This is a genomic window from Ruegeria sp. BF12 (genome assembly GCF_056538705.1).
On record NZ_JBQFTP010000001.1, the window covers coordinates 422,423 to 434,608 of the forward strand.

14 protein-coding genes are annotated in these 12,186 nt (G+C 56.9%); 10 read left to right on the forward strand and 4 right to left on the reverse strand.

Annotated features, from left to right (window positions below):
• Positions 1-27 precede the first annotated feature (27 nt).
• On the reverse strand, positions 28-1,392 hold the full coding sequence (gene mgtE, locus ACR0J0_RS02135; RefSeq protein ID WP_480660963.1) for a magnesium transporter: 1,365 nt from the start codon (positions 1,390-1,392) through the stop codon (positions 28-30).
• A 95-nt stretch (positions 1,393-1,487) separates the two neighbouring features.
• On the opposite strand from mgtE, the gene ACR0J0_RS02140 reads away from it, so the two are divergent.
• From ACR0J0_RS02140 to ACR0J0_RS02155, 4 genes are read left to right on the forward strand one after another with little or no spacing between them, the layout of a single operon-like run.
• Positions 1,488-1,766, forward strand: coding sequence for a hypothetical protein (locus tag ACR0J0_RS02140; protein WP_480660965.1), 279 nt, complete (start codon positions 1,488-1,490; stop codon positions 1,764-1,766).
• 5 nt (positions 1,767-1,771) lie between these two features.
• Positions 1,772-2,272, forward strand: coding sequence for an ATP-dependent zinc protease family protein (locus tag ACR0J0_RS02145; protein ID WP_480485919.1), 501 nt, complete (start codon positions 1,772-1,774; stop codon positions 2,270-2,272).
• Complete coding sequence (gene rimK, locus ACR0J0_RS02150) at positions 2,269-3,174, forward strand: 30S ribosomal protein S6--L-glutamate ligase (protein WP_142636275.1); 906 nt, start codon at positions 2,269-2,271, stop codon at positions 3,172-3,174. The genes ACR0J0_RS02145 and rimK overlap by 4 nt, the downstream gene beginning before the upstream one ends.
• 5 nt (positions 3,175-3,179) lie before the next feature.
• The gene (locus ACR0J0_RS02155) at positions 3,180-4,214 is read left to right on the forward strand and encodes a succinylglutamate desuccinylase/aspartoacylase family protein (protein ID WP_480660968.1); all 1,035 of its coding nucleotides are present in this window, start codon (positions 3,180-3,182) and stop codon (positions 4,212-4,214) included.
• 58 nt (positions 4,215-4,272) lie between these two features.
• On the opposite strand, the gene ACR0J0_RS02160 is transcribed toward ACR0J0_RS02155, so the two are convergent.
• Positions 4,273-4,638, reverse strand: a complete 366-nt coding sequence (locus ACR0J0_RS02160) for a hypothetical protein (RefSeq protein WP_480660970.1) — start codon at positions 4,636-4,638, stop codon at positions 4,273-4,275.
• 18 nt (positions 4,639-4,656) lie between these two features.
• Complete coding sequence (locus ACR0J0_RS02165) at positions 4,657-4,998, reverse strand: EF-hand domain-containing protein (protein WP_480660972.1); 342 nt, start codon at positions 4,996-4,998, stop codon at positions 4,657-4,659.
• A 162-nt stretch (positions 4,999-5,160) separates the two neighbouring features.
• On the opposite strand from ACR0J0_RS02165, the gene ACR0J0_RS02170 reads away from it, so the two are divergent.
• Positions 5,161-5,436: a LysR family transcriptional regulator gene (locus tag ACR0J0_RS02170; protein WP_480660974.1), complete on the forward strand. Its 276-nt coding sequence runs from the start codon at positions 5,161-5,163 to the stop codon at positions 5,434-5,436.
• Positions 5,437-5,853: 417 nt separating this feature from the next.
• Here the strand turns inward: ACR0J0_RS02170 and ACR0J0_RS02175 are convergent, their stop codons facing one another.
• Positions 5,854-6,591 carry a TetR/AcrR family transcriptional regulator gene (locus ACR0J0_RS02175; RefSeq protein ID WP_480660976.1) on the reverse strand — a complete coding sequence of 246 codons (738 nt, stop codon included), beginning with the start codon at positions 6,589-6,591 and terminating at the stop codon, positions 5,854-5,856.
• A gap of 59 nt (positions 6,592-6,650) precedes the next feature.
• Here ACR0J0_RS02175 and ACR0J0_RS02180 point away from each other — a divergent pair, with 59 nt between their 5' ends.
• From ACR0J0_RS02180 to ACR0J0_RS02200, 5 genes are all read left to right on the forward strand, one after another.
• Complete coding sequence (locus ACR0J0_RS02180; RefSeq protein ID WP_480660978.1) at positions 6,651-8,063, forward strand: aminotransferase; 1,413 nt, start codon at positions 6,651-6,653, stop codon at positions 8,061-8,063.
• Between the two features lie 44 nt (positions 8,064-8,107).
• Positions 8,108-9,199, forward strand: a complete 1,092-nt coding sequence (locus ACR0J0_RS02185) for an extracellular solute-binding protein (protein ID WP_480660980.1) — start codon at positions 8,108-8,110, stop codon at positions 9,197-9,199.
• A 93-nt stretch (positions 9,200-9,292) separates the two neighbouring features.
• Complete coding sequence (locus ACR0J0_RS02190) at positions 9,293-10,453, forward strand: ABC transporter ATP-binding protein (RefSeq protein WP_480660982.1); 1,161 nt, start codon at positions 9,293-9,295, stop codon at positions 10,451-10,453.
• 10 nt (positions 10,454-10,463) lie between these two features.
• Entirely contained in the window at positions 10,464-11,360 is an 897-nt protein-coding gene (locus ACR0J0_RS02195; RefSeq protein ID WP_480660983.1) for an ABC transporter permease subunit, read from the forward strand.
• Positions 11,357-12,178, forward strand: a complete 822-nt coding sequence (locus ACR0J0_RS02200) for an ABC transporter permease (protein WP_480660985.1) — start codon at positions 11,357-11,359, stop codon at positions 12,176-12,178. The genes ACR0J0_RS02195 and ACR0J0_RS02200 overlap by 4 nt, the downstream gene beginning before the upstream one ends.
• Positions 12,179-12,186 lie beyond the last annotated feature (8 nt).

The following is a 12,186-nucleotide window of genomic DNA, read 5'->3' on the forward strand; positions in this document are numbered from 1 at the left end:
AACTGATGGTTCCGGTGCGGGAAAGCGTCAAACCAGAAGTGGCATCATTGCGGTTGCAAGACTCAAGACGAGGAAGAACCCCGCCATGTCGGTTATAGTCGTCAATAAAGGGCCGCTGGCGACGGCGGGGTCCTGACCGATGCGCTTCAACAGCAATGGTAGAACACCGCCAATGGACACGGCGACGACGGTGTTGAGCCCAAGCGCTCCACCAATCACCAGCCCCAGAAACGGGTTGCCTTTCCACATCCAGGCAATGACGCCAATCAGAAGTCCCAGAACGAACCCGTTGATCACCCCGACCGACACTTCTTTGAGCCAAACCCGCATGGCGTCGATGGGCCGCACAAGGCCGAGGGACAATTCGCGCATGCTGACGGCGACGGCCTGATTGCCGGAACAGCCGCTCATGTCGGACACCATTGGCAGGAACACAGCCAGCGCGATAACAGCCGCGAGGGTTTGTTCATAGGCGGCAATCACACTGGCGGCAATCACATTGAGAACAATGTTTGCCGAGAGCCATTGAAGCCGACGCCGCGCCCGAAGTGGCAGGGGCATCGACCGAAGTTCGTCGCCGAAAACACCCTGACGTTTCAGGCTGGACGATTCCGCGCGTTTCAGCAGAGCATCATCGACGGCAGACCTAGAGACGACACCCACCAGATGCCCGTTCGCCTCGACGACCGGCAATCCAAGAAACGGGTTTTCATCGAACAGGTCTTCCAGTTTCTCCAACTGCATCGTGGCCGGGACGACGATTGGTGGGACCATGATATCGGTCAAACGCGCGCTTCGGCGTGTCGACACGAGGCTACGTAATGAGACCACGCCAATAGGGGCACCATTTGAATCCAGCACATAGGGATGCTGACCCCGATAACGTTCGAGGTCATATTCTTCGTTGGCGAACCGCCGCAACACCTTTCCGACTGTGTCGGTCTCAGAAAATGTGAAGGCCTCAGCAACCATGAGCCCGCCTGCGACATCGTCCTCGTACTCCACCAAGCGGCGAACGTCGGCAGCATCCTCGGGGTCCATCCGGGTAAGGATTGCTTCCGCGTCCGCGTCTTCAAGCTCTCCGATGACATCAGCCTGAACATCCGAATCCAGTTCTTCGATAACTTCTGCGGCCTGCTCCGATTCCATGCGCTCGACAAGATCGACCGCCATCGCATTCGGTGCCTCTTCGATAAGTTCGGCAGCCAGTTCCGGTGGCAGCAAAGACAGTGCGACGCTCCGTTGTTCCACCGGCAGATTGAGTAACTCACGCAATGCATCGCTCAATGGAAGAGGATCAAGCAGGTTTGCGAGTTCGGCCCCGTCACGCTCAGACAAAGCCTGCTGCAGCTGCATTTCCAGTTCCCTTGGGAAAGTATCTGTATCGCTCATATTCGTTTCTTCGGTGGGATTTCCGGTCAATACAGGCCTTATAACAGATTTTTTTTACCTATAGACAAATTATTCTTGCCAATATAGGGAAAGTCATGCGTGAAAATGACTGGATATCTATGACCGCTGAACGCTTGGCGGAACTTTACGATCAGGACTTTGGCGGTAAGGCAAATGGACGTTATCGAATCCCGGACAAGCTCGTGCGTCGGATCGCAGGGCGTAGACGTTTATACGAAACGGACATCCGCGGATTGTCAGTCGCGCTTTTTGAACTTGGGTACGTGCTAATCGATATGGACACGTTTTATGTCGTGATGAGCGCCAATTCGTTTGTAAATTACAGGCGTGCCAACGATGAATGCATAGAGTAGGTGCCATGGTGAAGCGTGCTGTACACCCAGAAATCATAGGTTGGCGTGAACGCATCAGTCTGCCCGACTTCGGAATAAAGAATATCCCGGCCAAGATAGACACGGGCGCAAGGACCGCAGCACTCCATGCAGTGGACCAGACCGTGTTCGAGATTGACGGCGAGCGATGGGTCGAATTCATGATACCAGTCCAAAACCGCCGTTCGCCAAACCGGGTTCGAACCAGGGTTGTCGACGAACGCGAGATCAAGAACACGGGTGGTGTTCCCGAACGTCGACTGATCGTGAGAACCCAGCTTTTGCTTGGACGGCATCGCTGGCAGATCGACGTCTCTCTGGCCAACCGTGCGAAGATGGAATTTGATCTGATCCTCGGCCGCACCGCCATTCGCAGGCGGGGGATTCTTGTCGATCCGGGTCACTCCTATCTGCTGGGTTCCGGAAAAGCTCCAGCAGGGATCAAAAAGAAAGCCAGAAGCAAGGACCCGGAGGGACAACGCCAATGAAATTTGTCATGCTGGCCCGGAACCCGGACCTTTATTCGCACCGCCGTCTGAAAGAAGCCGCCGAGCAGCGCGGTCACGAGCTTGATATCGTGAACACGTTGCGCTGCTACATGAACATCGCTTCACGCCGACCCGAGGTCTATTATGATGGTAAGAAGCTCGGGCGTTATGATGCTGTGATCCCCCGGATCGGAGCATCGGTCACTTTTTATGGATTGGCTGTGCTGCGGCAATTCGAAATCATGGGGGTCTTTCCACTCAACGAGTCAGTGGCGATTGGCAGATCGCGCGACAAGCTGCGCTCCATGCAGCTCATGGCGCGGGACGGCATTGGCCTGCCGGTCACCACCTTCGCTCATGACCCGAAGCAAACCGGCGAAGTTCTCAAACTCGCGGGGGACGCTCCACTGGTGGTCAAGCTGCTGGAGGGTACGCAGGGTATCGGGGTGGTTCTTGCCGATTCAAACCGGTCGGCAAAATCCGTAGTCGAGGCATTTCGCGGCGCGAAAGTTAACATCATGGTGCAGGAATTCATCAAGGAAGCGGGCGGCGCAGATATCCGTGCGCTCGTGGTTGGTGGGCGCGTGATTGCAGCCATGCAGCGCAAAGGGGCCGAGGGCGAGTTTCGATCCAACCTGCATCGGGGTGGAAGCGCCCAACCCATCAAGATCTCGCCCGAGGAACGCTCTACCGCTGTGCGCGCAGCCAAGACGATGGGGCTGAATGTCTGCGGCGTAGATATGCTGCGCGCCAATCATGGTGCCGTGGTCATGGAAGTGAACTCCTCACCCGGTCTGGAAGGGGTGGAAAAGGCAACCGGCATTGATGTTGCCGGCAAAATCATCGAGTTTCTGGAAAAGAACGCCGCCAAGGGAAACACCAAGACCAGAGGGCGCGGGTAACGGCCATGCGCGAGCCATTTGAAATCGGCGGCTTCAGCGTTCCAGCAGGTACGCGGGCCACGCTGGACCTGCCGGTGAGCGTGATGTCCGATCATACCCCGGTGAGCATGTCAGTGCATGTGGTTCATGGCCGCCGCCCAGGACCAGTCCTGTTTGTCAGCGCGGCAATTCATGGCGATGAAGTGATTGGTGTCGAAATCGCACGACGATTGCTACGGGCACCTCAACTCGACAAGGTCGCGGGCACGTTGCTGGTTGTGCCCATCGTGAACGCGTTCGGCTTCATGACCCAATCGAGATACCTTCCGGACAGGCGCGACCTGAACCGGTCGTTTCCCGGCAGCGAGGGCGGATCCCTGGCGGGCCGCCTCGCGCATATCTTCATGACCGAAATTGTTGAGCGTTCCGATCTCGGTATCGATCTTCATTCTGCCGCGATCCACCGCACCAACCTGCCTCAAATTCGAGTTTCGCCGGCCTCGGACGTGACGATCAGATACGCCGATGCGTTCGGTGCACCGGTCGTGATGATTTCCAAGCTGCGCGACGGGTCACTGCGAAAGGCAGCCCAAGAGCGGGGCGTCGATGTGTTGCTGTTCGAAGGCGGCGAAGGGCTGCGTTTTGACGAGCTTTCGGCACGGGCGGGTCTCGCAGGTATCCTTCGGGTTATGAACGCGATGGGCATGGTCGCCAAGCGTGGCATCGCCACCGTGCGTGAGGCGCCGGTTCACGCAAGGACAAGTTCCTGGGTACGCGCTCCGGTCGGTGGTTTGTTGAGAACGTTCAAGGCAGCGGGCGAATATGTGAAGGTTGGCGACTTGCTCGGCCGGATCTCGGACCCGTTTGGTGAAATCAGAATGGATGTTCTTGGAGAGTCTGACGGCATCATTGTGGGCCGCACCAACTTGCCATTTGTGCACGAGGGCGACGCCTTGTTTCATATCGCCAAAACGACGAGCGCAGATGTTGAAATGCGGGTCGACATGATCGCCAATCAGCTCGACGGCGATCCAATGTTCGATGAGGATGAAATCATTTAATTGGCCTGTAGGTGGCCTGATATTGAGAGCGCGGGGCAGTTGCCCGCCCCGCGCCAGTCTACGAGATCGCACGCAATCCGCGGCTCACTATTACCTCCCATGCGACGAGCGCGATCAGTGCCGATCCCGTTAGCCATGCATTGGCCGTTGCCATAATATGGCCGGTGAAACTCAGCGCCGCAGGTGCGGCGATCAGAGAAATCCCTAGTGCAGATACCGGAGCCACCCGTGCGAGAAGGTGGCTCCGACCGTCAGCGCTGGACATAACCAGGGCAGCAATGCCGATGGCGATGAAGGCGAGCGCTTCAAGTTCAGCCATGCCCTGTAACAGAGCGTCCTCACGGAACAGGACAAATGGGGACAGAACCAACCAGATACCCATTGCGGCAAGTAGCCATCTATAGGGTGGGATGGGCTTCCTCATAACCGTGACGACCTTTGCTTACTGATCCCCTGCGGGACCAGGGAGAAGCTCTGCGTCAACAGCGGCAAGCAATTCGTCGTCATTGATGAAACCATCGGCGTTTGCGTCGATCTCCAGGAAGAGATCTTCCGAGACTTCAGGATACTTCGTCTGAAGCTCTGCCAGCGACGCCAGGCCGTCCCCATCCATATCGAGATCCGCTGGCATGGCAAATGCCGGCAGGGCAAACAGCGATGAGAGCAGAGCAACAACAGAAACTCGACTCATTTTGTTCTCCATCAGAAAATGGGCATTCTGCCCATTGTTGGGTTGGTGTAGCGCTCTGGTGTCGGTGGCATTTCTATGGGTTTCAGGCTGCAACGGTCCTCAGATCGAGATCTCCACTACAAACGAGAAATATTGATTGGCGTTCCGATCTGGTGGGGGGCACTTTCGCGCTACAACCGGAATATGGCACGAACTTATCGTGCTAAAAAACGAATTTTTGTTGTAGATAGTATCGGATATTCGAATAGATAACCTATGGACGTTGAACTTGCCCGAACCTTCCTGGGCGTCGTTGAAACGGGAACCTTCTACGATGCTGCGAACAAGGTTCACGTCACGCAATCAACGGTGAGCATGCGTACCGAGACGCGTGAACAACATCTTGGCCAGCCTGTGTTCAAACGCGGAAAATCCAGCGCGACCCTGACACCAGACGGGCGGCATTTCCCAAAGCACGCGCAGGTTCTGGTGCGCGCCTGGCCACAGGCAAAGCTGGACGCGGGCCTTCCAGCCTCCCTGATGACCGCGTAGGAAATCGGCGCGGCTCCGAGTCTCTGGGACGGGTATGCGATGTTCGATGGAAGCGAGACCGACGGGTAACCAGGCCGAGTTGCACGACAGCTTCGCGATGCCGCGAGTTCGCTTGGGCTTTCATTGCTTGGCCGGTAGTTCGAATTTGAGTGTCACTCTGGGCACAAGGTGCTGCAACGCGGCTTACTGGAAAAGACGGTCGAACGGGGTAGAATTCCACTTAGACTGAACACCTTACCGATCTGCTTTCAGCGATCTTATATAAATTAATTTCAATGCCTTATGCCTGCCGGCTGGGTATCTGAAACCTTTGATATCTGGGAAAACTAATATTACGCTCTCAATGGGGGTTTATGGCGTCCAGAAATCTCAAACGGCCGGTCTACTCGCAAAAATTTGTAACTCTGGTCTTTCCGTTCAGAAAAAACCCGGGAAAAAAGCACGAGCGGTAGTTTGGCAGATTTCCACCGCATTTTTCCTGCTGAACTCGTCGGGATGTGCATGAAAATCGGTCCACAACCCCTCCAGCAAGGACATGATCGCCATAGCGACTTTTTCGGGATCACCTTGAGTGCCGCAAGCCTCGCAGAGCACCTTGCAGCAGCCGCGCACATGATCATGCAGATCAGTTCCTCGGGTCTCGATGTAACCCGATCCAACTGCCTGGAGATCAGGTTCAGCGCGGAAAGCGAAAGTCAGTCGTACGCTGCGCTTGTTCAGCACTGCTTCTGAAAAATCCGTCTCGAATAGCGCCTGCAGACGGGCAGCGGCATCTTCCGGGGTACATACTTCTTCCGGTGCCTGGCTGGTGAAGCCCTGCCAGGCTGCATTGTATTCCCGCGTCATGTGTTTCGCGAGTTCGCGAATCAGATTGTCCTTTGACTGGAAGTGCAGGTTAATCATACCGCGTGAGAGCCCGGATTCCTCCTGGATTCGGCTGATTGTCGCGCCGCTCACCCCATGACGCAGGATCACGTTGGCAGCAGCTTCCAGCAGCACTTCACGGTGCAGATCTTTGTCCACCTTCCGCTTTTTTCTTGTATCTCCGACGCTTGTCATTTGCCTGCCCTTTTCTTCTCCCGGCTGGATTTGCGCCGTTAGAACACTTTGCCCAATATCGGAACAAATTTCCATCGACAATGAACGACCATTCATTTATATCCAATGTATGTACGTTCATTCATGAAAGCAACAACTCCGGACAGAGGGCCGTGATGACCAGATTTGGAAACGACTTCGAAAACTATAAAACATGGGACAAGGAGAATTACTTCCATCCGTGGGAAGGGCTGGAAGTCCAAGGCGCCGGTAAAGCAGACAGGACGTTCAGCGAATATGCCGAGGGCATCTATGTCTACGACGAGCACGGCAACAAGGTGATCGACGGCCCCGGTGGCATGTGGTGCATGCAGCTCGGCTATGGCAACACTGAAATTGCCGATGCAATGGCGGCGCAAGCCCGCAAGATGGCCTATTGTTCGCCCTTCAGCGAGGCCACGTCAGTCAGCGCAGAATTCGCCCATGCGATTGCAGAACGGGCACCGGGCGACCTCAACCGGGTTTATTTCACCACCGGCGGTTCCACCGCGGTTGATACCGCCATCCGCTTTGTCCATTTCCGAAACAACCTGCTGGGCAAGCCGTCCAAGAAGCGCATCATCACCCGGGCCCATGCCTATCACGGCGGCACCTATCTAACCGCGTCACTCAGCGGCAAGCCGAGTGAGCGCCAGTGGTTCGACACAGATCAGGTCATTCCTCATTTCCTGCCGGACGTGAACGCCTTTCGCCGACCGAAAGGCATGAGCATTGAAGCCTTCCTCGATGAAAAAGTCGCAGATCTGGAAAATGCCATTCTGGACCTGGGCGCGGATAACGTCGCCGCCTTCATCGCCGAACCGGTGCTAGGCTCCGGTGGCGTGATCGTACCGCCCACAGGCTACCACAAACGCTGCCTGGAGGTATGCCGCAAACATGACGTCCTTTACATTTCAGACGAGGTCGTCACCGGCTTTGGCAGACTTGGCCACTGGTTCGCGTCCGAGGAACTCTTCGGTGTCACTCCGGATATTATCACCTGCGCCAAGGGGTTAACTTCGGGCTATGCCCCGATGGGGGCCGCGATGTTCTCTGACCGTCTGTTCAAGGACATCGAAGGTGATATCTCCAAGGACGTCTATTTCACCAGCGGCTACACTTATTCCGGGCACCCGGTTTGTGCCGCCGCCGGTCTCAAAAACATCGAGATCTTCGAGCGCGACGGCATTTTGGAGCACGTCCGCAGCGTGACTCCGCATTTCCAGAAGCGCCTGAGTCAAATGCTGGAACTGCCGCTGATTGTGGATGTGCGTGGAATGGGGTTGGTGGGCTGCATTGAATGCTCGCTGACCCGCGATGGTCAGGCCAGTGCCGAGATTGATGCGAGCATTGGTGCCGTCATTGACGCCCGCTGCCAGGAACTGGGCCTGATGGTCCGCCCCTATGGCAACATGGCGATTTTCTCACCGCCGCTGGTGATCACCAAGGCGCAGATCGACGACATGTTCGACATGCTTACCGAAGGTGTCGAACACGCCACTCAGGAATTGCTGGGTCAGGGGCTCGAACTGGAACGGGAGCGGGCCTGAGGCCCGCACCGCAAGAAAACGCAACCCCATCACGGGAGGAAACCATGAATACCAAGCTGACAACCAGCCTTATGGTAGGAGCCGCCACTATCTGGGGCATCGCTGCTGCGGCAGAGGGCGAACTGGTGATCTATAACTGGAGCGACTATCTCGACCCTGCGATCATCGAAGCCTTTGAAGCGGAAACCGGAATCGACGTCACTTATGACACCTATGATTCAAACGCGATGCTGGAAACCAAAGTGCTCGCAGGAAGCTCAGGTTATGACATCATTGTGCCCTCCTCCACCGGCACTGCGCGGCTGATTTCGGCCGGCGTGCTTCAGAAGATCGACAAATCCAAGATTCCGAACCTGGAACATGTCTGGCCCAAAATCGCCGGACTGATCGAAACCTTCGATCCTGGCAACGAATATCTGGTGCCCTACAACTGGTGGACCTTCGGCATCGCGTATAACACCGGCAAGCTGACCGAGCGCCTGGGCGAAGACCATCCCAAATCCTGGGACTTGCTGTTTGATCCTGAGATTTCCGGCAAACTGACAGATTGCAGCGTGATGATCGCTGATTCCCCAATCGATGTGATTGGTGCGGCGTTGATCGATATGGGCTATGACCCGAATACCAGCGACAAGGACCAGATTGCGGCGGCCGGAGCGCATATCGGCGCAATCCGTGGCAATATCGCCCAGATTTCGACCGATGGCATGATAGGAGCGCTGTCGGATGGCGACGCCTGCCTCGGCTTGACCTGGAGCGGTGATGCCTACTGGGCTGCGGACGGCGCTAAAGAGGCCAGCAATGGCGTCAATCTGGAATACATCATCCCGGAAGAAGGCACGCTGCTGGATTTTGATGGCCTTGCCATTTTGGCCGATGCCAAAAACGTGGACGAGGCCCACGCCTTCCTGAACTACCTGATGCAGCCCTCGGTGTCGGCCCAGAATGCCAACTTCATCCGCTACGGCAGCGCCAACTTCACCGCCCAGGCTGAGATAGACCCGGAGCTGACCAGCAATCCCGCCGTCTATCCGACCGAAGAGACGATGGAGATGCTGACTACTCCTGTGTTGCAGGACCGAAAGACCGAGCGACTTTACACCCGCACATGGTCGAAAGTCCGTACCGGCGAGTGACCTGACGCGCGGCTTTCGGGCCGCGCATCCTTAGCTCTGCCGCAGCACCCGCCCGGTCCGCGGCAGAGACCAGCGACAGAGGAACCTGCAGCAATGAACCTCTTTGATCCGGCCCATGCCGCCCACGCCGAACCTGCCAGTCCGCAGGAACAGCCCCGGACACCATTGATCCGCTTCGAGAATGTGACCAAGACCTTTGGCGGCTTCACCGCAATCTCGGATCTGAACCTGGACATTCAGGAACGCGAGTTCTTTTCGCTCCTCGGCCCCTCCGGCTGCGGCAAGACCACGATGATGCGTTTGCTGGCGGGTTTCGAAGACGCAACTTCGGGCCGCATTCTGCTGGATGGGCAGGATCTTACAGGTATCCCGGCAAACCGGCGACCGATCAATATGATGTTCCAGTCCTACGCGTTGTTTCCACATATGTCGGTGGCCAAGAACATCGGCTTCGGTCTCAAGCAGGAACGCTGGAAGAAGCGCGACATTCAGGACCGTGTGGACGAGATGCTTGCGCTGGTACAGCTCGAAGGGTTTGAAGACCGCAAGCCACACCAATTGTCTGGCGGACAGATGCAGCGGGTGGCGTTGGCGCGCTCTTTGGCCAAGAAACCCAAAGTGCTGCTGTTGGACGAGCCGCTGGGCGCGCTCGACAAAAAGCTGCGCGAGGAAACACAGTTTCAACTGATGGACGTTCAGGACCGGCTGGGCCTTACCTTCATAATCGTCACTCATGATCAGGAAGAGGCAATGACCGTTTCCTCTCGTATCGCTGTGATGAAGGCAGGCAAGCTCTTGCAGACCGACACGCCCGCGCGGATATATGAACACCCTGCGTCCAGCTATGTTGCTGACTTCATTGGTAATGTGAACCTGTTGGATATCGAGCTGTCGGGCATGGAGGGAGAACTGGCGATAGCCCGTTGGGACGGCGGCACCCAACTGGTATTCCGCCCACAGCCCGGTGATGTTCTGACGCCCGGTGCTCGCAAGATCTTGGTGCTGCGCCCCGAGAAAATCCACCTCACCAAGGACCAACCGGCAGCAGCGCACAACGTGAACATGGTCGAGGGTACAGTCGAAGAAATTTCCTATACCGGCAGCGCCTCAACCTTTCTGGTTCGGCTTGACGGAGGCCTTCTGATCCGTGCGCAGGAAGCCAACCGGTTGCTGACCTCACGGCGCGAGATCGACTGGAACGATAGGGTCTGGCTCAGCTGGCGCGCAGGTGCCTGCGTGCTGGTCGACGCGTGAGGGCAGGATCATGATTACATCACGACGCCTGCTTATCCTCGTGCCCTACCTGTGGTTGACGCTTTTTTTCCTGGTGCCCTTCCTGATCGTCATCAAGATTTCCCTGTCGGATTCCGTCACCGCCAGCCCGCCCTATGCCCCCACCTTCAGCCTGGATGAGGGGCTTGCCGGACTGCGCGCATCCTTCGCGGAACTTGATTTCGAGAATTTCCTCTGGCTGGCCGAGGACGGCATCTACCTCAAGGCCTACCTCAACAGCGTCAAGGTCGCCGCTATCGCAACCCTCCTCGCCCTGCTGATCGGCTACCCGGTTGCCTATGCCATGGCCAAGGCTCCGCAGGAATGGCGCAAGACGCTCCTGCTACTGGTAATCCTGCCGTTCTGGACCAGCTTCCTGATCCGCATCTACGCTTGGATCGGCATTCTCAAGAACGAGGGGTTCCTGAACCTCACCCTGATGAAGCTCGGCCTCATCGACCAGCCGCTGGCCATCATCCACACCGAAATCGCGGTCTATATCGGCATCGTCTATTCCTACCTGCCGTTCATGATCCTGCCGCTATACGCCTCACTGGAGCGGATCGACGGCCGCCTGCTGGAAGCGGCCGAAGACCTCGGCTGCAGTGCATTTGCAGCCTTTCGCCAGATCACTTTGCCGCTATCGCTGCCGGGGGTGATCGCAGGTTGTTTTCTGGTCTTCATTCCCGCAATCGGCGAATTCGTGATTCCTGACCTTCTGGGCGGATCCGGCACACTGATGATCGGCAAGACCCTGTGGCTCGAGTTCTTCTCCAACCGCGACTGGGGCGTCGCGGCGGCCGTGGCCATCGTGCTGCTTACTATCCTGATAGTGCCGATCGTACTGTTTCAACGCCATCAGCAGAAACATCAGGAGGAATTGGGATGATCCGCCGCTTCAACTTGTTCAACCTGACATCGCTGACCTTAGGCTTTGCCTTCCTCTATTTGCCGCTGCTGCTGGTGGTGGTCTATTCCTTCAACGACTCGCGCCTCGTCACAGTCTGGGGCGGCTTCAGCACCAAATGGTATGGTATCGTGCTGAACAATGAGGCTTACCTTGAGGCCGCCTGGATAACTATCCGCATCGCCTTCGTCTCCGCGACTCTTGCCACGGTTCTGGGTACGCTCAGCGCTATCGTCATGGTCCGCATGGGTCGCTTTCCAGGGCGCACGCTGTTCTCCGGCATGATCTTTGCTCCTCTGGTAATGCCCGAAGTGGTGACCGGCCTGTCGCTTCTGTTGCTGTTTGTTGCCATTGGTCTCGACCGTGGGTTTTGGACCATCACCGTCGCTCATGCGACCTTTTCCATGTGCTATGCCTCGGTGGTGGTCACCTCCCGGCTGTCAAGTTTTGACAGGTCGCTGGAGGATGCGGCCCTCGACCTGGGTTGCACTCCGTTTTCCGCCTTCCGTCAGGTGACCCTGCCGGTAATCGCGCCTGCAGTGATCTCGGCCTGGCTATTGTCATTCACTCTGTCACTCGATGATCTGGTGATCGCTACCTTTACCTCAGGACCCGGCTCCACCACTTTGCCGATGAAGCTCTATTCCTCCGTCCGGCTTGGTGTCTCGCCCGAGATCAATGCTCTTTCGACCATGCTGATAGGCGTCGTCGCCACCGGTGTCATCGCCGCGTCGCTCATCAACCGCCGACAAGAACGTCGCCAGAAACAGGAAACCCGCGCAGCAATGGCCGCCGCGTGACCTTCCCT

Excerpts from the sequence above, each read along its gene's own strand:
- mgtE (WP_480660963.1), bottom strand. The coding sequence starts at position 1,392 with ATGAGCGATACAGATACTTTCCCAAGGGAACTGGAAATGCAGCTGCAG.
- ACR0J0_RS02140 (WP_480660965.1), top strand. The coding sequence starts at position 1,488 with ATGCGTGAAAATGACTGGATATCTATGACCGCTGAACGCTTGGCGGAA.
- ACR0J0_RS02145 (WP_480485919.1), top strand. The coding sequence starts at position 1,772 with ATGGTGAAGCGTGCTGTACACCCAGAAATCATAGGTTGGCGTGAACGC.
- rimK (WP_142636275.1), top strand. The coding sequence starts at position 2,269 with ATGAAATTTGTCATGCTGGCCCGGAACCCGGACCTTTATTCGCACCGC.
- ACR0J0_RS02155 (WP_480660968.1), top strand. The coding sequence starts at position 3,180 with ATGCGCGAGCCATTTGAAATCGGCGGCTTCAGCGTTCCAGCAGGTACG.
- ACR0J0_RS02160 (WP_480660970.1), bottom strand. The coding sequence starts at position 4,638 with ATGAGGAAGCCCATCCCACCCTATAGATGGCTACTTGCCGCAATGGGT.
- ACR0J0_RS02170 (WP_480660974.1), top strand. The coding sequence starts at position 5,161 with ATGGACGTTGAACTTGCCCGAACCTTCCTGGGCGTCGTTGAAACGGGA.
- ACR0J0_RS02175 (WP_480660976.1), bottom strand. The coding sequence starts at position 6,591 with ATGAATGGTCGTTCATTGTCGATGGAAATTTGTTCCGATATTGGGCAA.
- ACR0J0_RS02180 (WP_480660978.1), top strand. The coding sequence starts at position 6,651 with ATGACCAGATTTGGAAACGACTTCGAAAACTATAAAACATGGGACAAG.
- ACR0J0_RS02185 (WP_480660980.1), top strand. The coding sequence starts at position 8,108 with ATGAATACCAAGCTGACAACCAGCCTTATGGTAGGAGCCGCCACTATC.
- ACR0J0_RS02190 (WP_480660982.1), top strand. The coding sequence starts at position 9,293 with ATGAACCTCTTTGATCCGGCCCATGCCGCCCACGCCGAACCTGCCAGT.
- ACR0J0_RS02195 (WP_480660983.1), top strand. The coding sequence starts at position 10,464 with ATGATTACATCACGACGCCTGCTTATCCTCGTGCCCTACCTGTGGTTG.
- ACR0J0_RS02200 (WP_480660985.1), top strand. The coding sequence starts at position 11,357 with ATGATCCGCCGCTTCAACTTGTTCAACCTGACATCGCTGACCTTAGGC.